Genomic DNA, 19,572 nt, shown 5'->3' on the forward strand with positions numbered 1-19,572 from the left:
TTTTATGGGCGATATTATGAAAGATTTATATCTGAGGCTTTGATGCTATTTCTTTCATGCAATCCTGATAGTTCACAAACTTGTATTTCAAAGTGAGGTAAGGGTTGCCGTTAATGTAAGAGCCAGCTAATTCTATTTTTTCCAGATTTGTTTCCTTTTTGGGGGCCCAAGTAAATTTATAAGAAAAATCACCCTGTCTATAGCCTTCAGAAGTAGGCAACTCCCTTCCGATCTCGGAATTTATCTCGCCATACTTGTCTGCCAGTCTTGCTTTTAAAGCTTCAAGAATAGGTTTGACATTCGCTACCGAAGTGGCTGAAGCATCAACAGAACACAATCCATTTATTTTAGTAATAGTCAATGTGAACAAGTCGAAATCTCCAGCATCTCCTGGAGCCATATTTGTTAGCCATTGACTGTTTTTTTGTGTGTCATGTGGTTTTATGGCACTTAGCTGCTCTAATTTTGCTCCCATTGTGAATCCGAATGGTCCATCATTTTTACTCTTGTTTTCAGAGTAATTTTGAGGCATTTCCAAAGGTGGAACGTTCTCGGATTTTGGTTGATCTTTTTCTTGACTACACCCGCCTAAGATCGCCACCGATAATGCGATGACTACTTTTCTCATACCACCCCCATGTCTTTGATGACGAGGGGATTCTAACCCTGCATCCCCGCTTGCGGGAACTGGGCAAGCAAGGCGCCCAGGTCGGGCTGATCATCGGGCTGGCCTCCTGCCGTGCTCTTTGGCTCTGACTTGATGCCCAGATATGCGGCGACCATCAGGTGCAGGGGCGGGTGATTGCGCCAGTAGGTGTTCATGGCTTCAAGCCGGGGAAGGTCCATGTGTTCGGCGATATATTCCCAGCTCCAGCCGGTGCAGGCGATGAGGTGGGAGTAAATCTCGCCCCAGCCCTCTAGTCCTTCCCCGTCGGCTCCCCCGCGGCGGCGGTCTCGGCCTCGATGGCTTTCCGCTTGAGGCCGGAAACGTCCATGACGGCTTCCATCACCTCGCCCATGTTGCCGACGTCGACCACGGCGGCGACGTCGTCGCGGGTGATGCCGGGATAGTTGCGCAGCAGCGCGGCATGCGCCGCATCCAACACCGTGCCGACGCTGGCGGCGTCAATGCCGCCGGTGAACGCGGCCAGCCGCTCCTGCAACTGCTCCAGCGCGCCCAGGTTCAGCGGCGGAATGATGTATTTCTTGTCGCCGAGCGTCACGGGGACGCCTTTGACTTTGACGATCTCGGTCATGCTTTACGCTCCAGAGCGCCCGGCCGGCGGCCGGGCTGGTGGGTTTACTCGGACAGGCTGTAGGAGATGACGCGGCCCATGGGGTCGGCGAAGGCTTCGAAGTCGAACTCGGGCACCAGGAAGTCATCCTGCTTTGTGGACAGGCTCAACTTGCCGGCGATGGCAGAGAACAGCGTGATCTTCATGCTGTTGCCCTGGTAGGGCAGGAACAGGTCGGCGGTGAACGCCGGAGCGGAGCCCATGGGCAGGTTCATCACCGTGGACTTGGTCGCATCCGGTGCGCTGGTGGTGTCGACGGTGTATTCGTAGTTAATGAATACCGTCTTGCCGGCGTCGGCCGTCGCGAAGGTGTACTGGCCGCCGGCGGTGACCATGTACTGGCCGGCAGTCGGCGCACTGGCCACTCGTTTCAGCGGCAAGCCCTTGCTGCCGATGACACCGAAGTCGCGGGTAAAAGTGCCGCCGTTCGGCGGGCTGACGGTGACTTGCGACGGGGATGCCGGGATGGCTTGGCCGGCGGTGTCGTAGTTGGCGGTCACCAGGCCGCCGGTCAGGGTCTGGCCGAAAATTATGCTGTTGAACATGGCGCCGAACAGTTGGGCAAATTTGGCCTTGCCGGTGATCTTGCCTTTGCCGCGGCCGACCGCGACCGGGAACTGGTTCTGGCCGTGCAGCGTTTTGTTTTCGAAGTTGATGTCGACGCTGCCTTCCTGCATCACGCCTACCATGATCGGCGTCGGGTTGGCGATGACATTGCCCAGGGCGTCTTTTTGCGGGGTGGCCCAGAGGATGCCCGAGCCGAATCCAAATTGCGACATTGTGGAGTCTCCATAAACGAGAGAGCCCGGCACGGGGCCGGGCTGGATTGGTGAAAATGCGGCGCCGTCAGGTCGCCAGGATGCGGAACGGCACGATGGCCACCGCCTGATCGCCGAGGCTGCCCTCGTCGGTTTCGATGTCGCCCTCGATCCAGCAGCGCTCAACAAGGCCGCCGAGGGTCTGGACGCGTTGCATCGGGTTGTCGGTCTTGGTCACGGCCTCGATCGCATCCAGAAGCGGGTTCATCACGGTGCCAGGCACACGATCGCCGTCGGTGCGAGCGTAGACGTAGACATCGACCAACAGCGTCCATTTCGTCGGAACGCCGCGGGCTGGATCGCCTGGCGCGGCTATCTGGCGCCCTTGAGCCTGGAAAAGAGCGGGCTGCTGACTCGAATCCACATCGCTCCAGTGTCGAAGCTTTCGGCTTGTGGTGCGCAGCCCGGGAATGGCTTTCAGCCGCTCAAACAGTTCGGCGTAAATTTGCTCTCGGTTCATCTGCGTTGAATCCCTTTCCGTGTCGCCTCCGACAGCGCGCTGACAATTTCGCTTTCCATTTCCGTCAGCGCAGAGCGTAGGAAGGACCGAGCCGGCAGCTCGACCTTGCGTGTGTGGGCCTTCACCGTGGCCATGCGCGGCGCAATGGGTTTGCCCCAGGCCTGCTTGACCAGCCGAAGGTGCTCGCGCACGGTCTCGGTGCCATCAAAGCCCAACTCCCAGCGCCGGCCGTACTCGACATTGGTGCCGACAAAGCCAGCAATCGAGGTCGTTCCCGCGCCGGCGATGCGCCGGTTGATCGAGCGCCGCAGGCGGCCGGTTTGGACGTTGAGCACTTGGCCGGACAGCTTTTCCGCTTTGACCTTAGCCAGCAGCCTCAGCGTCAGCCGGCCGATGGTGGTTTCGACATTGCGCTGCACCTGCGGGTGGACCTGCCGCAGGAACTCGATCGTTTGCTTATCGCCCACAATCTCGTGGCGAATCATATCGGCACCACCTTTCGATATTGGGTCAGCACACCGCGCGCAGCGGGGGAGAGTTCGCCGATGTAGAACGTCACCGTTTCGCCGGCCATGCTCTTTGACTGGTGGCCGATTCGGTCGCGCTCCTTGAAGCGCAGGGCAACAAGATCGATGCAGGCCTGCTCGATGTCCGGCGGGGTCGTGTCATAGCCGGCCTGGTAGGTGATAAGGACGTTCATGCGGCCGCGGGTGAATCGATTGCCGCCGAGCAGCGCGACCTTGGTCTTGTCGAAGACGAAGCTCGCGGGCTGGCCGTCGATGACCACACTGGAAACCTGGGACACCGGCCATGCGCCCAGCACCATCACGTCGTTTCCGTGGCCGTCGCGTCGTTCGGTGTATTCCTGTTTTGCGAAGCGCCGGCCACACCAGTTTTCGATGAACTCGCTGGCGGCGGTGATCAACCGCGTCAGCATTACATCGCTGGCGCTATCGGGCATGTTCAGCCATGACTTCGCGTTCTCCAGTGTGGTCAGCATGGCTTACTCCTGCGCCTGCTCGGCGCCGGCCTGGGGCGCGGTGGCGGCCTTGCGGCGGGACTGCTTTTGCTCTTCCTGCTGGGTGTCGAGCGGCGCAGGGGATCGCACCGGTGGCTCAAAGCCACTTTTCTGCCTCAGCTCCTCGGCGCCGGCCTGGGGCGGCTTGGGCTCCTTCTCGCGCGTGAAGCCGTGCGGCTCCAGCAGGCCGGCCAGGTTGTCGTGCGCTTCGATGAAGCCTTCATCGTCGGCATTGAACTGCTCGCCGCCCACGCTGACGGAGCTGACGCCCTCCGGGCATTTGAATTTGGCCATGTGTGAATCTCCTTGGTGATGGTGCTGCCCGGCATGGCCGGGCGGCAGGGGTTAATCCTTGGCGATGTTGGTGATGACGCCCATCGAGAACGGCGCGTAGTGCTGCAGCACGCCGTCGGCGTAAACGCCGTACTCGTAGCGGCGGGACCGCAGCGGCCATTCAATCTGGTAATAGTCCTGGCGCATCTTCATCTGGACGATGTTGCCGATGTTGTTCAGCTGGTATGGCAGGCGCTCGGTGAAGAAAAAGATCGTGCCGGACGGCATGTTCGGATGAACGCGGATTTTGACGCGCTCGCCGGTGATCTTGTTCAGGTAGTCGCCGACCACGGTGCCGGCCGAGATGGTCGCCGGATTCGATGCGTCGATCGACAAGCGCAGCAGCGGCGCGCCGCCGTTGGCGATGATCTTCTTGGTGACGCTCAGCAGTTCCTGGGTGCTGACGTAGATCGTCGACGGGCTCAGGCGGTAGCGGCTGTAGAACCAGGCAAACGCCTCTTCGAACTCCGCGATGCCGCCGGCGCCGTCGCTGGTCAGCGGGGTGCCTTGGCCGGCGTTGCCGGTGGGCATCACCTTCACATAGCTGTTACTGCCGGGCTTGAATGCTTGCACCAGCAGGCCGTCGAAGTCGAGCTGGCTGGTGGAGTTGTCGCTCGCCTGCAGTTCGCTGGCCGGCTGCGCGGTGGCCTGCGGCGCATCCTTCAGCACCACGCTGTTGATGGTGGACAGCGCGACCAACTTCTCCGCGCCGGCCGCGCCCAGATACCAGGCGTAGCCCACGGCGCCGCGCACGGTGGAAACGGTGGCGGTGAGCGAGCCAGTGGTGCCGGAGGTGGTGCCGGAACCAGGGGCCGACTTTTGCGCCGAGCCGCCGCCGAAGGTCTCGACGGTGCCGTCGGCGTTGTTGCGGCTGATCTGGCCGGGCACGCGGCTGAATGCCGGATCAAACGCCTGGCCGATGGCGCCATTGTTCGGGCCGGAGACATCCAGCCAGGCCTGCACGCCCAGGGCGACACAAATCACCGAATAGTTGCCGGCAGGCAAGTTGCCGCCGCCGTTGCTGGCGATAACGGTAGGGGTCGGGGTGACGCCCAGGGCAACCGAGGTGTTGCCGCCCAGGATCAGCCGCTCTTCCTCGATCATGGTGGATTCCAGCGTCTGGGATACCGCCAACGCTTTCACGTCCTCAAAGTTCTTCGACGCGTAGTTCGCTTCGAAGGTGACGTTGTTTTCGAGTCCGAAGCCGCGATAGGCGGCAAAGTAGTCGGCGGACTGGTGCTGGATTACACCACCGCGACGGCCTTCAGACACGCCGGCGCGCTGGTTGCCGATGTTGATGGCGGTGACCACCTTCCAGTTGGATTGAGTGGCGAAACCGTTGCCGACGCGCGGGATGCTGTTGCGCAGCGGAGTGATGATCGGGTAGAGCTTTTTGGAGGGGCCTTCCAGATCGTAGGCTTGCAGGCCGGTAGTGGCGCTGCCCGGCTGGATGTATGCCTTGAGGATTTCATCCGGCAGCACTTTCAATTGTGCGGCCTTCATCAGTTCCAGAGTTTCTTCGGTTTGATTCGCGCCCATGGCGTGTTTGCTCCTGTGAGGACATGAAAAAACCCGCCATTGGGCGGGTCGGGTTTAACGCTTTGTTTGTCAGCCGATGCGGCGGCCGGAGTGGACCATCTTGATCAGGCTGGCGACCTCGTTCGTGCTGCCGTCGCCGTTCTGCACCTGGGGCGCCGGGGTGTCGTCAGCGCCGCCGAGATCGTCGCCCTTGGTCAGGGCCTTCAAGACTGCTTTCGCGGGCTCCGGCGTGGCCTCCAGCTCCTTGATGCGCTTGGCGAGTGTGTCGCGCTCGGTGCCCAGCTTGGCAACGAAGTCGGCGGCGATCTCGCCCTCGGCGCAGCCTGCCGCGCCGCAGGCTTTCAGCAGTGCATCGTGGTCGCTGGCCTTTTTGGTGAGCTCACCGAATTGCTCGGCCTTGGCCACCTTGTCGGCCTCGTCGTCGTCCGCGTCCTCGGCGCCCAGCTGCTTGAGCAGCTTCATAATCTGGTTCAGGGTGGCCTGGTCGGTGTTGCTGTTGCGCCGGCCAGCCTTGGCCAGGTCATTTTCGCTGCCATCCACCTTGGCGAGGTCATCAGGCTTGGCTGCCTTGACCGCCGACTGCAGGCTGGCCAGCAACTCGTCGACCTCCTCGGCGGCCATGGCCTTCAGGAGCTCCGCGCCCTGGGCCAGCCACTCCCGCATCTGCAGAGGGATCGGGCTGTCGTCTTGCTCGAACTGCTTTTCGTACTCGGCACCGGAGACCAGATAGCCCAGGCTATCGAGCAGGTCAGCAAAGCGGCTGACGCTGTACAGGCCTTTGGCCAGCGGTTCGTCCAGGTCGATGCCGTCCGCTTTGTAGCAGGTGATCACCGCGCCCGGGTTGGCCGGGCGGTCTACCAGACTGATTTCGGCCAGGCGCAGGCCGGTGATGGTGTTTTTCTTCAGCTCGTCGCGACCAGTGACGCGGCCGCCGATGCTGAAGCCCTTGTAGACACCCGTCTTCACCTTCTTAACCGCCTCGCTGTCGACTACGTGAGCGCAAAACTTGGTGGTGCCGTCGTCGCCTACTTCTGCCTCCAGCGCAGTGCCGGCGGCCTTGGGCTGGTGCATCTCACGCACCGCGCCGAACTTCATGTAGTCGGGCAGGGCGGCTTTCATCGCCGCGGCGGTGATGATCTCGCCGTCCGAGTCCTCGCTTTCAGTCGAGGCGATGCCCCAGACCTTCAGCGTGCCGTCGTCCAGCTCCTCCACTTTCGAGATGTCACCGTATAGGGTTTTCTTGCTCATCTTCACTTCTCCGGGTTATTCGTCTATCAGGACCGGCACAACGTCACAACGGCAGTGCGGGTGTGCCGGTGCGGTCCCGCGGCCATGGGGGAAGGGTTTGCCGAGTGCCCGCCGCTGGCCGTCCAGTGCTGCACACGCGGCGCAGCAGCCGGCGCCGGTGATCCACTCCACGCCCTCGACGTCGCCGCTCTCCGTGTAGGCTGCAAGGTTGCCCTCGGCGTCAGCGAATGCCGACTCGGTTCGCGCGATCATCTCCGCGCGGGCGGCGCCGAAGACATGGTCCTCGCTGATGGCGCTGGCCAGCGTGCTGGTGGACCAGCCTTCCTCCGTTGCGGAGGTGACCAGCTCATTGACCCGCAGGCGGGTTGTCTCGTCGATGCGCCAGCGGGCGTCAGGGTTCTGGACGAGCTTTCCATCCACCCAACGCATGCCCACCAACTCGGCCGCCCGGCTGTCCGCGTAGGCGATCGCGTTCTGGTTGGCCTGCGCCAGGACATCCGCCGGCACGTCGCCAAGATCCGCGCCGAGCTGGCCGAAGCCGGCAGCGACACCATCCTTGGCCAGGGCGCGCAGACTCTTGCGAACCTGCTTCGCCAGCAAATCCCAGCGCGCGCGCTCGATGGCGTCTTCGAAGACGGTTGGGCTGTAGTCCATGGCGCCATCGTCTTTTTCCGTGTCGCCGTGCAGCGCCAGGTCAGCGAGAGAATCGGCCAGGCCGGCGAGGAACTGCTCAATAGCGCCACTCATCGCCGCACGCGCCCGAACAACCGCAGTCCGCTCGCGGTTGATCGGGCGAATGGCTTTTTTTGCTTTGGCCAGCGCCTCCTTGTCGCCGTCGTCGTTCTTGTCATCGCCGGCTTCGCCCGGGGCATCTGCCCCAGAGGCTGGGCCGTCATCGACCACTGGCGGGGCAGGGTTCATGTCGGCGCGTTGCTCGGGCGTCAGCGCCGGCAGGCCGAAGCGCTTGGCGCGGACTTCGTCGGGGTGCAGGATCTTCGCCTCGACATAGTTCTTGTCGATCTCGGACTGCTCCAGCGGCTTGACCGACTCTTCTTCGTGCCAGACGAACTCGATGTCGCTCCATCCGAAATGGCGCAGGATGATCCTGTCCATCAGCGCCTTGACCCATTCCTGCATCGGGGCGAGGCCTTCGGCCAGCGCCTGTTCGGCGCCGGTCTGCGCGGTGGCGCGGTTCATCTCCTTGATGAAGGGCTGCGGCGAGACGCTGAAGGCGTAGCAGATGATCCGCGCCAGCCATTCGTCCATCTCGTCCTTGAGCGCAGCTGCCTTGGTGTTGAATGGCTCAACACCCTTCGGCACGAATCGAGTCTTGCGCCGTTCGCTGTCGTTACCGGCCAGCACCGAGTTCCACCAGTCCTCAAACTGCCGGATCTGGTCCGCTTGCCAACTCTCAGGCACCTGAAAGATCAGGTCCGGCGTCGCGCCGTCGGTGTAGTAGGACATTTGGTGCGCCTGGCGGCGCAGCGCGATGTTGACGGTGGTGATGACCTGTTCCACCGGGCTATAGCCGTACACCTTGTGGGTGCGCGGGTTGCGCGGCATGTAGATCAGCTCCTCGCGGGTGTAATCGACCGCCGGCAGCCCCTTCAGGATCTGTTGGTATGCAGGGTCAGGCGGCGCCGGCGTCCTGCCGCCCTGGTCCAGCACCCGCTTGATCGTGGAGCCGTCTATCGGCTCCAGGGCGTACAGCGCACCGCCCAACGTCCGGCGTGGATAAACCGCGGGGGCATCAATCACCAGCAGGTCTTCCAGCAGCATGCGCAGCCAGGTGTTCCAGTCGTGCTCCTTGTCCGGGGACTGGAAGAACTCGACCAACTGGTCGCAGCGCGCGTCCGGTTCGGCGGATTCGTTCGCCGGCGTGCCGACCTTGTCCTTGCGCTTGACCGTCCAGTTCAGCTTGGCCAGCTGATCCTTGCGGGTCTCGATGATCAGCCGCATCAGGTCGTAGCTGTCAGCCAGCGCGCGCATCTGGGCGAATGTAACCGCTTCGTCCTGGCGCGGCCGGCTGTTCAGGTTGATGCCCGTCCGATAGTCCGACTGACGCCCGGCGACGCTCTCCGGCGCGGCCGGCGCCGGCGGCTCGCCTGGCCCGAACCACTCGTCGGGGACATTGCCGGAGAGCATGTAGCGCGCGCCGGCGACAACGCGGGCGATCAGTCCCTGTTCGATGGGGGTTATCTTTGGTTGAGCCATGGGTTTTCCTGTTGTTGCTGCGCTGCTGCGGCTCGGGCCTCGGCCTCCTGCGCAAGCTTCTGCAGGTAGTCGAGCATCCCGGTGTTGCCGCCGAATAGTTCGTGGAATGCGCGGGAAAGGCAGTCGATTTGGTCGTCGTTTATCCCGTTGGGGAACACCCGCATCTCGGAGATCAGCGCGTCGTTCCAGGGCGCGCGCAGCATCATCACGTTGCCGACGTTGCACTGAGCCGCAAACGGCTCGGCGCGCGTCACCTTGTCGCCGGACTCCAGCGAAGCGCTGACAGTTTTGCCTGCGAGGAGGCGGACGAAGGCAGCGACTTGATACTTGCCGGCTTGCGCGGGGTCTTGCGGGATGCTGACCTTGACGCTGTTGCCGTCGCGGTCTGCCGTGTTCTTGAGCGTGCTCTCCACCTCGTGAGGCGCGCCTTGCATGCGCACCATGTCGCCGATGATGAAACGGCCGTCGGGCGTAATCCCAAGCTTGCCGCCAGCCGTCCAGTCAGGCGCATGCCCGGGTTTGGGCACACTTGCGGCAAAATCCCAGCCGCGTACCCAGCGTGTGCCAGCGGGGATTGCGTCGATGATAGGTATGGCGTCGGGCTTGAATGTGTTGCCGTCGCCCGGTGATGGTTCTTGCTGGTACTGGCCGGCGAAGGTGTAGGGGCTGGCCCGCTGCATGATCTGCAGGCGCTCGACGGTGTGCTTCTCTGGCCAAAGGGCCGTGCCGTCATCCTGTAGGGCCTTCAGCTTGACGTGCTCCCACTTCTCGCCGTTTCCGCCATCCAGCAGCCAGCCAGATAGATCGCGCTCATGCAGGCGCTGCATGATGAGGATGATCGGCGTCTCAGGGCTGTTGCAGCGGCTCTCCAGTGTGTTCTGGAACCACTCGATCACGCCGTTTCGGATCGTGTCGCTGCGCGCCTCGTCGGCCTTGTGTGGGTCGTCGATGACGATCGCGCCACCGAAGCCGTCGCGCACCTTGCCGGCGCCGTAGCCGGTGATCGTGCCGCCAGAGCCTACAGCGTAGAAGACGCCGCCCTCTGTCGTTCCCCAGTCGTCCTTAGCCTGGCTGTCGTCTCGCAAGTGGACGTCGGGGAAAATCTCCCGGTATGCGGGCGAGCGCACGATCTCGCGAATCTCGGCGCTGTTCTTTGTCGCCAGCTTCCCGGAATAGCAGGTGTGAATCCATTCGCTATCCGGGCATTTCCCCATCGCCCAGGCCGTGAACATCACGACCGCAATCTCCGTCTTGGAGTACCGCGGCGGGATATTGATGACCAGGCGCTTGCACTCGCCGCGGAAGACACGCATCAGGGCTTCGCAGATGACCTTGTGCTGCCTGGCGCGGCGCCATTTGAATTTCTTGCGCTGCTGGAACATCCAGCGCACGAAGAAATAGAAGTCCTCGCGCGCCGCGATGCGTGCAGCCTCGCGTTCCTTCGCGCTGAACTCCCTCATGGTCAGACCTCGTCGATGATGCCCTTCAGAACCTCTTGGAACTCGGCTGCGCTGCAGAGCTGGGTTTGCTGCTGAATCGGTCCACCGCCAGGGCCTGTCAGTTCTTTCCGCACGCGGTCAGCGTACTTGTCCGGGTCGCGGGCCTTCAGCAGGAAGATCAGCAGCGTGTCGCTGTACTCGCGGATCGTTCCGCACTTCTGCCCCTTGTAGAACACCGGCTTCAGCGTGCCGTCCATGGCGCGCCGCACTGCCTCGTCTTCGAGGGCAGAGGTGCCCAGCTTGACCGCCTCGTCCCATGCGGCGGCGAATTCGTCGTTGCCGGCGCGGACCTCGTACAGGTGGCCGCGTGACACACGTATCGTCTTGGCCGCCGCCGAAACATTGGCGGTGTTCGACAGGACTTCCAGAAAGCGCGCCATTTTTTCAGCTGTCAGCTTTGTATGGTTCGCCATCGGCTTTTCTTTCAGAACTGGATCGCGCCCTTAGCCTTCAGCGCGGTGTGAACAGCGCGGGACAGCGCGTCGTTGAGCGATTCCCCTTCATCCGGTCGGGTGGCCAGGACGGTCACCGCCTCTTCCGGCGTGATGAAGTGGGACTGCTGGGCGAAGGTGACGAAGGTACGGCTGGCGGGCTGGCCCTCGCTTGCGGGGGCAGTCTCCCGGACCACGCCAAGGGAAACGGTTGCGGAGATAGAGCCGTCCTGGTTGACGTTTACCGGGCGAATGCAGAAGGACATCTGTTCGTTGATGGGGGTGAGGGTCAGCATTTGGAGCTCCAAAAAAAAATGCCCCGCGGCTGGCGGGGCGAGGTCATGAATCAGGCGGATTATTCATGTGGTATCTGGGGCGAAACCCTTGCATTATGGGGATGTGCAGAGGGTCTTGAGGAGGCCTGAAAACAAAACAGCCCAAACCATGGACGTGGTTTGGGCTGCTGCAAATATGGTAGTTTTGTTGCACCAGACTGTCAAGCTACTGGTGAACTACCTCATTTGTAATTACAGGGTATCGCTAATCACAAACGCCCCTGTGACGTCTGTTGTCCCTTCATTTTCAACGCCAATAGGATACTCAGAGTACTGGTGAGAAATTTGAATATGATTCTCACAGGTGCAGTAAATATCGTGCTCTGCACCATACAACACTTCCGGCCCCATCTGTCGGTCATCGGAACCAACAGTGTCGAATTCAAGCTCGGCCACATCAACAGTATGACTTCGCTGGCATTGGTTACATTGAACAATCAAAGTCCCCATTTTTACACCTTTTTTGTTAAAAGTTTACATGCAGGCAAAGGCGCCTGGACAGGTAGATATGGGCGATGACAACGTTCTCAAGAGGGGGATTATGCAGCGTCTCGTTCCTCGTATCTCAATGCCATGAGAATGTCAGATAGCGGTTCCTCCAGTGCGGAATAGGCCTGGTGCATCAGTCGCTCCATCTGTTTGATCACCGTCTTTTCGTACCGGTGGGCGGTCGAATAGTGAATGTTGTGCCGGTCGCCGAGATCGCGGCAGCCTGGCCCTTCGCCTGTAGCCCATTTCCGGATGATGTCCATGTCTGTGCGCCAGTGCCACTTGCAGGGCGTGAGCGTGGTCAGGTAAACAATCTCGGTTTCCCGCTGTACGTGCAGCGCCCACAGCACAGCACGCTGATCCGGCGGGAGCCGGTTGATCTTGGCCATCACCATCGCGCTTTGCGCCTTCAGGTCGCAGGGCGTCAATCCCTCGAACGCCGGCGATGTGTCCTCGCCAAATTTCTGCACCTTCACCATGCTGACGGTTTCGATCTGAAACGCCCAGCCTACCAGCGCGCGGATAGTTGAGAACTGCATATCGCCCTCGATTTCGTTTTGGTTTTGTTTGGTCATCACGGTCATGCGGCGAAGAGCGCGCCCTGTATTTCCTGAACCTGCACGGTGACGCCTGGTATAGCCCCGTAACGCTTGCGCTTGATCACGTCGCACACTTGCACGTCATCAGTCCACACAACGCCGTTGATGCCGTCGTAAATTGCCTTTTCGACGTTGTCGATGTCTGGCTTCTTCGTCGGGAGGATTTGGCCGGCGAGGGCGGCCGCCTGCTTTTTCTTGCTCCAGCTGGCAGGGATCGGGAGCGTGATCATCATGCGGACGTCGACAGGGCCTGTAATCAGCGGTCGTCCGGCCATGGCTTGCTGGGCAGCGATGGCGATCAGGGATTCGTAATTCGCGGTCTTCTCCGGCGTGTACATCCGTGCGAACTTGCCGCCGCGCGTGCTGACCTTCGGGCGGCCTTTGCCGACTGGTGCGCCGGGGACGGTGAAGCGGATCGGGGTCATGCCGCGTCCTCCATGTTGGTTTTCGTCAGGAACGGCACCAGGGACTCGGGGACAGGCTTGCGCGAGTCTCGGATCGCCTCGGCGGCCATACGCTTGCCATGCATCCCGCCCTTGTAGACGCCTCGCGCGGTCTCGTCGGCGATGGCGTAAGCCCATTCCAGCTTGCGCACGTTGTCACTCGGGAAGCGCATGCCTCGCGCTGCGCGTTTTACCTGGGCGATCTGCACTTCGGCCTCTTCGCGGGTCATCTTCGGCGCCTCAAGCTGGGCCTGGTTGTACTCCGGCGCCGGTGGCCGGATGTCCCGGGCGCAGCAGGCCGTCAGGAACTCGTCGCAGGACGGCGGGTGCTTGAACGTGGCCTCCAGGCCGTGCTTGACGTCAGCAGCGGACAGGTTCCGCAGCTTGTGAGCCCACACGTCCATTGCCTCCAGTACGCCGACGTCGCGGCCGTCATTCGGGCCGCCTTCGACCAACTTCCCCGTTCTGAATTTTTCGAGGAACACGCTTCCGAAACTGCCGCGGAGAACGCGGAAAATCTCCCGCACCGTGGCGCGGTCAAGATGGGATCGCTTCATAGCTGCCTCCGGTGGTGAAGTACTGATCGCCAACGCCGATTGCGTCGGCTGCGGCGGCGCGGCCAGCATCAGCACCTGGACGGTTTGCGGCACGGACCTTGGCGTCGGTTACACGCTGCCGGTCGGCGTTGAACTGCTGCTGGTCGAGCATCCACTTGCGGAATTGAGCCTCCCAGGCTTGCTGGTCAGCACGGGTCTCGCGGTGGGCTTGGTAGTGGGCCACGAAGCGATCGACTTCGGTCGCCAGATCCAGGCCTGACGATTGTGCTTTCGCCACGTCAACCCGTGCCGGTTGAAAGTCGTCAGGGACGGGAATTCCTGCGCGCGTATCACTCACATAGCAATCTACTGATTGCGTATTGGTGTCTGGTGACTGGTGAGCATTGCCTTCGCATCCTGAATCTATGCGTTCGCATGCTTTTTTCGATGCGTTCGCATTGCTAGGCTTGTGCGGCTCGGATGCGTTCGCATTGCCTTTGGATTGCGGTTGTAATGCTGTGTCCGGTGCGCTCGCATCGTCTTCGCATTGCTCCTTGTCCTTGTTCCAGCGTGCGTTCGCACTGCGCCGAGCCTTTTTTTGCTTATCGCGGAAACGCTCAATTTCCTGATCGCAGCGCGCGTTGTGGTAGCCGTCATCGGCCAGGGTGAAGAACTCGCTGAGGACGATTTCGACGGCCTGGCGCTCTTCCTCAGATCTGGCGCCGACCAGCCGCTGCACGGTTCGCAGATCCGCCGGGAGTGGGGTCTCCGTCGCGTAGTATTTTCGGATGAGCCGGCTATAGGCAGCATCCTCAACGAAAGAGAGGTGCGCCGTGGCTTCGGCATAGTCGCCGAGGTGATGCTCGTAATAGTTCATGTCTGCCCCCAATGAGCAATGCTGCGGGGTTCCATGCCTACCCCCTGACTCGCTGGATCATGCCCATGGTCACCGAGACCAGATCCCAGAGCGCGGACTCGATCCGCTTGGCTTCGGCCGGGCTGACGCGCTCGCCCCACTCGGATGTGGGCTGCTCTGCATCAGAAATCTCGCGTGCAACCTCGCCGCATTCCGTCGTCAGCCGGCAGCACTCGCGGGAGAGTTCTTTGAGGGTTATCTCCGCATCAGGCAGGGCAACAGTCACGCGGTTGCAGAGGGCGGCCAGCGCGTCGGCGATCGCAGGGTCTTGCGTGCGGTCGGTGATCTCTGCGGCCTCCTCCAGCGTCAGCTGGTTGGCGGCGAGGGTAGGGTTCAGCTTGTTGGCCAGCAGTTTGGGATAGGTCTTCATCGCTGCGGCCAGGCCGGCGATGCCGTTATGGTGGCTCTTCGCGATCGTCTGGGCCGCGGCTGTGATGTGAATGTAGCGGGAGCTCATGATTGCACCTCGCTATTCATGCATTCATCATTCGAGCTGACTGCTACGCTCGTATTGGCGTCCCAGATGTCAGGGCGGAGATCGGACAGAAGAAATCTCGGGTCAGCCTTTACTATGCGGCGGCAGAGGTCGGGGCTTGGCTTCCTGAGGCCTGCGCCACATTGATACAGGTAGACGTGGTCTGTGCCGGCCGCTTCTGCTAGAGCCTTTCGCTCCTGCGCCGTCATGGTGTTCAGCTTCATGCTCATCTCCAGGGTGGTGATGAGGCGATATTAGCAACGTGCAAATGTTAAAGCAATAGCAACGTGCACATGTATTGGGTCTTAGCAAAATGCTATAAGTGAGATATGAGAGTTGAAGACATCAGACTGGATAATTTGCGGACCTTAGTGACTGAGATGTCCACCATCGCAGCCGTCGCCCAGGTCGCTGATACATCCCCATCTTATTTGAGCCAGATATTGAACCGCGTGCCGTCGCGTACAGGTAAGCCGCGTGATGTTGGTCCGGATTTGGCCAGGAAGCTGGAGCAGGGCTGCGGTAAGCCAATGGGCTGGATGGATCACCCTCATCCTATAGGCAGTGGTGGCCAGGTGCAGCGAATTGAAGCCAGTTCTCTGGAGGAACTCGCCAGCATATTGGGTGAGCTGGAGACAAACACCCTGCACAAGCTGATAACCGATGCACTGGCCCAGCACGCCAAGAAGGTGTAATGAAGGTTGAAGATGTAAGACTTGAAAACCTCCGGGCTTTGGTGGTTGAGCGATCTACTATTGCTGCTGTCGCACAAGTTTCAGATACATCACCTGCCTATCTATCCCATATCCTGAACGGTGTACCCCTTCCGAGCGGGCGCCCGCGCGGTGTGGGGCATACACTTGCCAGGAAGTTGGAGCAAGGTTGCGGCAAACCAACTGGATGGATGGATCGCCCCCATCCATTATGTGGCGACGGCCGGGAATTAAAAATAGAGGCGCGTTCTATGGAGGAGTTGGCCCATATCCTTGCTGAGCTTGAGACAGAAACATTTCTCAACCTGATGCGCGATGCGTTGATTCTTCGCTCTAAGAAAGCATAATGGCGCCGGGGGGCGCCATTTATCACGAGAAGAACTTCAGGATTTTCCCAACCTCACCATCTGCGCCGCTCAATCGCAGCTTTCCAGACGGCAGGATCTGAACCAGCAGCTGGGCGATAGGTCCTTCTTCGTTGTCCGCGTCCACGATTGCCTTGAAGTGATGGCAGTTTGTCGCGTGGATGCAGGGGTGATTCGTGTTGCTACTTTTACCGCATTGCATTTCTTACTCCGTTTCTTCGTCGAGCGTAGGGCCTGTCATTTGTCACTATGTTGTTGTGTTGTGACGATATTTTCCCATTTGACGGAGTTCAGTGTCACTTCCCCAGAGGAAGTCAAAACTGTACACAGTATTTCTACGTATTTTTGAAGCAAGTATTTAAGAGTGATGAGCTATTCGCATGCACCAATCTTGAACATCAATTGTTCTATAGTGTTGGCGGAATAACGGTCCATGAGCTGGTTTATGTGGTAATCCACGCCTTTTCTCGTCATGCCTAATTCTAATGCTATCTCGTCTTTTTTTAATCCCTTGTGACAATACAGTTCTATTAGTGTTTGCTGAATTACTTCCATTTGGGAAGTTTTTCTGTTTGAAGCAAAAACTCTATAGGCAACGTCCACCAGATCCGGCATTAGCACTTCCAGCAAATCGCGAGTCTCCCGGTCGTCCTCTATCTCTTTCCCTATCATCGACAGAATCACGCGGCAGTCCTGCCACTCTCCAATGTACGAAAGACCGTATTGCATCTGGTTTTCTTTGATTGCCCGCGCGAACTGCTCGTCGAGTTTTGTCCGAGGCTCCAGCGTCGTCAGCATCGGCGACCACGGAAATACTGCGCCGGCTGGGCCGTAGGCAACAGGGTCAACGCGATGGAACTGGTTTGCTGAGTACGTTGCGATCCAGGCTTTGGGCCAGCCGAGGTTTATGTTCAGCGCTTTGTCGAACCCTTGGTCGCCGAAGAACGCCACCAAGATGAGCGGTAGGCCGCCGGCGGCCGCGCGCACCAGAGCCAGGGCCGCTTCAAGATCGTGCGCAGTCCTTACCTTGATTAGCACGCGCCTGAGCACCGCCACGTCATGCACCACGGCGCCAGTCCGCTGCCTGAAAAGCTCCACGGCCTCCGGCAGGTTTGAAAGCGTTATCTGCATTAAGACCTCCTCATTGTTCACATTAGGTCATTTTTTGGTTGCCTTTGTGCCTCCGAACAGCTCGCATGCCTCCCTTCTTCCTATTTAGATACCCAGTTTGCTGAGCAACGTGCGATTGGTCGCACGACAAAAAAGCAACATTGCTAATAAAAATTAGCTCGTTGCTATTGCATGTGCATTCGCTCGTTGCTATTGTTCAGTCACCAGCCCAGCACACCGGGCACCGATCTCAAACAACCTGCGAACAGCACCACCCTCGCGGCTACGGCCTGCAAAACTCGGTTGAGGGAGAGCGCCTGGAATGCGACAGGCGCGAATAGGGCACCGCCAGCAAGACTGCACGGGCCTACGCAAAGGAAGCCAAGCCCACCGTGGCAGAAAACGGGGGAGTGAAGTAGAAGGCCGCTTCTAAACGAGGCGGCACATTGAAGCGGCGGCGTGGAAAGCAGACACGCAGACGTGGCGCGGGTGTCCAGACTAGATCTGGCGGTAGGGGTGAGAGTCCCGCTTGGGCAGTGTTAGCCGATGGAGCAATAGAAGTTAGCCTCCGAACCGCGTATCGACCACAGAGCCGGAGTAGCGCCCGGCCCGCTTCAATGTGCAGCAGCAGGACTGGTGACCACGGCCAGGCAACCGAGCAAAGGACGCGAACGGGTGGAGGTGCGTCGTAGCCCACGGAAAGGCGCAGTTGAAAGCCGGCTACCGTCCCCCAATGAATTTGGCTCGATGGCAAGGGTGGCGAGGGGCAGCGCAGACGGTCGCATGCCAAGCGACTCCGGACAACGTAACCGGCAGCAGCAAACAGGGGTGCGGCGCCCTGAACCAACGGCTGATGCGTCGGGAATGCGCTGGAAAGTTCGACGGAAAGCTACCGCAGCGCTGACACCCCGGAAAGACGGGGACAGATTTCCCCCGCAGTACCTTGGCCGCCCGCGCTCCCCGCCGGGCGGCTTCTTTTTGGAGGTCACAGCATGCCTCACTTCATGATCGGCTGGCTCAGCGACGCCCAGGCGCAGCAGTTGCGCGCCAACGGCGAGTGTTTGCGCTTCATGTGGTTCAGCCGCCGCGGTACACCGGTTCACCAAGTCGTGAGGGCGCGATGAGCTACGCCCTTCAAACCATCGCCATCAGCATGGCCATCGTGCTGTTGCTGGCGCTGCAACCTTACTGGAGTTGATCACCATGAGCCTACAAAACCTGTCTTGCAAAGTGCTTGCCGACCTGGGCCGGCACGGCGCCGCGATGGCGGCGGAAGAGATTGACCACCTGGCCGTCGAGCACGAGATCGATCTGATGCTCGCTGATCCCGATTGCTGCCGTGCGATGGGGCAGCGTTTCTTCGAAGAGATGTGGGAGAGCGGCCGCCCGGAAGCGCTGGAAGCCTTGTACATGTTCCTGGGGCAAGACCTGCTGCGCAAAGTGTTTGACGGTTGCCCGATGGGTGAGCCGATGCAGCCGTTGGTCGCTGCGGTGCGCACTTTCAACACCGCTGCGGCGCGCGACCAGATGGATGGCCGGGCCGACGATGAACGGGAGGCGGCGTGATGGAGCACACCCAAGAGCCGTGGCGTCTGGGTATTGGCTATACGGTCATTGCTAATGATCCTGTCCCAGAGATGCCGGGGTCAGAACACGTCGAGTACTACGGAGGCCATTTGATTGCGGAGTCCGTTGTGCATCGAAACGCCCGCCGCATCGTGGCATGTGTGAATGCCTTGGTCGGCTGGGATACTGCAACGCTGGAGCGCTATGCGCAGGGCGGCGCGCCGGGTAATCCAAACCTCGGTCAGAGGTTTGCCGAGCTGAATATTGCACGCAAACAGCGTGATGAACTTCAGACTCAACTCGCCAATTCGAATGCCGCTTTGGCCGCGATGGCTGAGGAGCGTGATCACGCTTGGGCAGAGCTGCGCGCGATACGCGAGGCAATTGGCGCCCGGCCGGAGGAGTCCACCCTCGACGAGGTGGACTGCAAACTGCATCAGCGCACCTTGCTACTGGCGGCGCTTTCCGGCTTGGTCGAAGACATCCAAGGCCTGATGACCGAGAGCGAGGGTGTAGCCGGCTTGCACCTCAACGGAGACGTGGCACCGTGGCAAGAACTGGAGGCCGGTAGCCGGTTTGAGCGGATATCCCACCTGCCCGACGCCGTCGCTGCGCTCTTCTCCGTGGAAGGGCTCATCGCATGATCGGCCACAACACCGAGCTGCGCGACTTCATCCAGATCGCCCAGGGCGCCAGGGCCAGCGAGCTCGTCCCCAAGGTGCGCAGCAAGCCAGAAACCCCGGAACACCGCCGCCGGCGCGGCGACTACTGGCAGCGCCAGCTGGAGCGTGAGCTCGCCGGCGAAGACCCAATCAACGACAAGGCCGCCTGAGCGGCCTTTTTTACGCCCACAGGGCGAGGAGAAGAACATGCAAATTACCAAGGTTCTGCTGAAGCAATGGTCCGCTTGCCGTGAGGGCTATCAATGGTTCATCGCCAAGTTTCCTGCGGGCGAGGGCTCCTACCACGACATCGTGGTTGCTCTCTATGACGACAAGCGCGCCGCAGATGCTCGCTGGCTATCCGCGAAGTGCTTCGAGCACTTCGGCGACGAGTTCCTGCCGGTGGAAATGGCTTCGATCGATGCGGTAAGCGCGTCGATTATCAATTCGGAGTTGCCGGAGGGAGAGTTAAACAGCAGCGGCGACGACGCCCAGATCGGCAGCAGCG

30 protein-coding genes are annotated in these 19,572 nt (G+C 60.5%); 7 read left to right on the forward strand and 23 right to left on the reverse strand.

Annotated features, from left to right (window positions below; genetic code table 11):
* Positions 1-25 precede the first annotated feature (25 nt).
* The 21 genes from VI26_RS24385 to VI26_RS06630 form a co-directional block, all read right to left on the reverse strand.
* A complete protein-coding gene (locus VI26_RS24385) occupies positions 26-628 on the reverse strand; it encodes a hypothetical protein (protein ID WP_156183775.1) in 603 nt (200 codons plus the stop codon).
* 32 nt (positions 629-660) lie between these two features.
* On the reverse strand, positions 661-822 hold the full coding sequence (locus VI26_RS06540) for a hypothetical protein (protein ID WP_156183776.1): 162 nt from the start codon (positions 820-822) through the stop codon (positions 661-663).
* A 95-nt stretch (positions 823-917) separates the two neighbouring features.
* Complete coding sequence (locus VI26_RS06545; protein WP_048408941.1) at positions 918-1,256, reverse strand: hypothetical protein; 339 nt, start codon at positions 1,254-1,256, stop codon at positions 918-920.
* A gap of 44 nt (positions 1,257-1,300) precedes the next feature.
* Positions 1,301-2,074 (reverse strand): hypothetical protein, encoded by a 774-nt coding sequence (locus tag VI26_RS06550; RefSeq protein ID WP_048408942.1) that lies wholly within the window; start codon positions 2,072-2,074, stop codon positions 1,301-1,303.
* Positions 2,075-2,141: 67 nt separating this feature from the next.
* Positions 2,142-2,573 (reverse strand): hypothetical protein, encoded by a 432-nt coding sequence (locus VI26_RS06555; protein ID WP_048408943.1) that lies wholly within the window; start codon positions 2,571-2,573, stop codon positions 2,142-2,144.
* Positions 2,570-3,058 (reverse strand): hypothetical protein, encoded by a 489-nt coding sequence (locus VI26_RS06560; protein WP_053074269.1) that lies wholly within the window; start codon positions 3,056-3,058, stop codon positions 2,570-2,572. Before VI26_RS06560 ends, VI26_RS06555 begins: the two co-directional genes overlap by 4 nt.
* Positions 3,055-3,573, reverse strand: coding sequence for a head-tail connector protein (locus tag VI26_RS06565; protein ID WP_053074270.1), 519 nt, complete (start codon positions 3,571-3,573; stop codon positions 3,055-3,057). Before VI26_RS06565 ends, VI26_RS06560 begins: the two co-directional genes overlap by 4 nt.
* A gap of 3 nt (positions 3,574-3,576) precedes the next feature.
* Positions 3,577-3,885 carry a hypothetical protein gene (locus VI26_RS06570; protein WP_048408944.1) on the reverse strand — a complete coding sequence of 103 codons (309 nt, stop codon included), beginning with the start codon at positions 3,883-3,885 and terminating at the stop codon, positions 3,577-3,579.
* A gap of 51 nt (positions 3,886-3,936) precedes the next feature.
* Entirely contained in the window at positions 3,937-5,463 is a 1,527-nt protein-coding gene (locus tag VI26_RS06575; protein ID WP_048408945.1) for a hypothetical protein, read from the reverse strand.
* Between the two features lie 69 nt (positions 5,464-5,532).
* Positions 5,533-6,711, reverse strand: coding sequence for an HK97 family phage prohead protease (locus tag VI26_RS23750; protein WP_048408946.1), 1,179 nt, complete (start codon positions 6,709-6,711; stop codon positions 5,533-5,535).
* A 15-nt stretch (positions 6,712-6,726) separates the two neighbouring features.
* Positions 6,727-8,925 carry a phage portal protein gene (locus VI26_RS06585; RefSeq protein WP_048408947.1) on the reverse strand — a complete coding sequence of 733 codons (2,199 nt, stop codon included), beginning with the start codon at positions 8,923-8,925 and terminating at the stop codon, positions 6,727-6,729.
* On the reverse strand, positions 8,907-10,385 hold the full coding sequence (terL, locus tag VI26_RS06590; protein WP_082150922.1) for a phage terminase large subunit: 1,479 nt from the start codon (positions 10,383-10,385) through the stop codon (positions 8,907-8,909). Before terL ends, VI26_RS06585 begins: the two co-directional genes overlap by 19 nt.
* A 2-nt stretch (positions 10,386-10,387) precedes the next feature.
* The gene (locus VI26_RS06595; protein ID WP_048408949.1) at positions 10,388-10,837 is read right to left on the reverse strand and encodes a hypothetical protein; all 450 of its coding nucleotides are present in this window, start codon (positions 10,835-10,837) and stop codon (positions 10,388-10,390) included.
* Between the two features lie 11 nt (positions 10,838-10,848).
* Positions 10,849-11,151 (reverse strand): hypothetical protein, encoded by a 303-nt coding sequence (locus VI26_RS06600; protein WP_048408950.1) that lies wholly within the window; start codon positions 11,149-11,151, stop codon positions 10,849-10,851.
* Between the two features lie 231 nt (positions 11,152-11,382).
* Positions 11,383-11,640, reverse strand: coding sequence for a hypothetical protein (locus VI26_RS24390; RefSeq protein WP_156183777.1), 258 nt, complete (start codon positions 11,638-11,640; stop codon positions 11,383-11,385).
* An 89-nt stretch (positions 11,641-11,729) separates the two neighbouring features.
* Positions 11,730-12,263 carry a hypothetical protein gene (locus tag VI26_RS06605; protein ID WP_048408951.1) on the reverse strand — a complete coding sequence of 178 codons (534 nt, stop codon included), beginning with the start codon at positions 12,261-12,263 and terminating at the stop codon, positions 11,730-11,732.
* Positions 12,260-12,703, reverse strand: coding sequence for a RusA family crossover junction endodeoxyribonuclease (locus tag VI26_RS06610; RefSeq protein ID WP_048408952.1), 444 nt, complete (start codon positions 12,701-12,703; stop codon positions 12,260-12,262). The genes VI26_RS06605 and VI26_RS06610 overlap by 4 nt, the downstream gene beginning before the upstream one ends.
* A complete protein-coding gene (locus VI26_RS06615) occupies positions 12,700-13,278 on the reverse strand; it encodes a hypothetical protein (RefSeq protein WP_048408953.1) in 579 nt (192 codons plus the stop codon). Before VI26_RS06615 ends, VI26_RS06610 begins: the two co-directional genes overlap by 4 nt.
* Positions 13,259-14,134 carry a YdaU family protein gene (locus VI26_RS23150; protein WP_053074272.1) on the reverse strand — a complete coding sequence of 292 codons (876 nt, stop codon included), beginning with the start codon at positions 14,132-14,134 and terminating at the stop codon, positions 13,259-13,261. The genes VI26_RS06615 and VI26_RS23150 overlap by 20 nt, the downstream gene beginning before the upstream one ends.
* A gap of 37 nt (positions 14,135-14,171) precedes the next feature.
* Complete coding sequence (locus tag VI26_RS06625) at positions 14,172-14,630, reverse strand: phage regulatory CII family protein (RefSeq protein ID WP_048408954.1); 459 nt, start codon at positions 14,628-14,630, stop codon at positions 14,172-14,174.
* Positions 14,627-14,872, reverse strand: a complete 246-nt coding sequence (locus tag VI26_RS06630) for a hypothetical protein (protein WP_048408955.1) — start codon at positions 14,870-14,872, stop codon at positions 14,627-14,629. Before VI26_RS06630 ends, VI26_RS06625 begins: the two co-directional genes overlap by 4 nt.
* A gap of 156 nt (positions 14,873-15,028) precedes the next feature.
* Between VI26_RS06630 and VI26_RS23155 the strand changes: the two genes are divergently transcribed.
* A complete protein-coding gene (locus VI26_RS23155; RefSeq protein ID WP_141111156.1) occupies positions 15,029-15,343 on the forward strand; it encodes a hypothetical protein in 315 nt (104 codons plus the stop codon).
* Positions 15,343-15,708: a hypothetical protein gene (locus VI26_RS24395; RefSeq protein ID WP_156183779.1), complete on the forward strand. Its 366-nt coding sequence runs from the start codon at positions 15,343-15,345 to the stop codon at positions 15,706-15,708. Before VI26_RS23155 ends, VI26_RS24395 begins: the two co-directional genes overlap by 1 nt.
* A 22-nt stretch (positions 15,709-15,730) precedes the next feature.
* Here the strand turns inward: VI26_RS24395 and VI26_RS06645 are convergent, their stop codons facing one another.
* Both VI26_RS06645 and VI26_RS06650 read right to left on the reverse strand, forming a co-directional pair.
* Positions 15,731-15,928: a hypothetical protein gene (locus VI26_RS06645; protein ID WP_048408956.1), complete on the reverse strand. Its 198-nt coding sequence runs from the start codon at positions 15,926-15,928 to the stop codon at positions 15,731-15,733.
* A gap of 170 nt (positions 15,929-16,098) precedes the next feature.
* On the reverse strand, positions 16,099-16,857 hold the full coding sequence (locus VI26_RS06650) for an autoinducer binding domain-containing protein (RefSeq protein ID WP_048408957.1): 759 nt from the start codon (positions 16,855-16,857) through the stop codon (positions 16,099-16,101).
* Positions 16,858-17,828: 971 nt separating this feature from the next.
* On the opposite strand from VI26_RS06650, the gene VI26_RS25145 reads away from it, so the two are divergent.
* The 5 genes from VI26_RS25145 to VI26_RS06670 all read left to right on the forward strand — a co-directional run.
* Positions 17,829-17,960, forward strand: coding sequence for a hypothetical protein (locus tag VI26_RS25145; protein WP_254894529.1), 132 nt, complete (start codon positions 17,829-17,831; stop codon positions 17,958-17,960).
* 79 nt (positions 17,961-18,039) lie between these two features.
* Positions 18,040-18,402, forward strand: a complete 363-nt coding sequence (locus VI26_RS06655; RefSeq protein WP_048408958.1) for a hypothetical protein — start codon at positions 18,040-18,042, stop codon at positions 18,400-18,402.
* On the forward strand, positions 18,402-19,046 hold the full coding sequence (locus tag VI26_RS06660) for a hypothetical protein (protein WP_048408959.1): 645 nt from the start codon (positions 18,402-18,404) through the stop codon (positions 19,044-19,046). The genes VI26_RS06655 and VI26_RS06660 overlap by 1 nt, the downstream gene beginning before the upstream one ends.
* Positions 19,043-19,234 carry a hypothetical protein gene (locus VI26_RS06665; protein WP_043632737.1) on the forward strand — a complete coding sequence of 64 codons (192 nt, stop codon included), beginning with the start codon at positions 19,043-19,045 and terminating at the stop codon, positions 19,232-19,234. Before VI26_RS06660 ends, VI26_RS06665 begins: the two co-directional genes overlap by 4 nt.
* A 37-nt stretch (positions 19,235-19,271) precedes the next feature.
* A partial coding sequence (locus VI26_RS06670) for a hypothetical protein (protein ID WP_048408960.1) occupies positions 19,272-19,572 on the forward strand: 301 nt, incomplete at its 3' end.

This window comes from Chromobacterium sp. LK1 (genome assembly GCF_001043555.1).
In the GTDB taxonomy this organism is placed as follows: domain Bacteria; phylum Pseudomonadota; class Gammaproteobacteria; order Burkholderiales; family Chromobacteriaceae; genus Chromobacterium; species Chromobacterium aquaticum.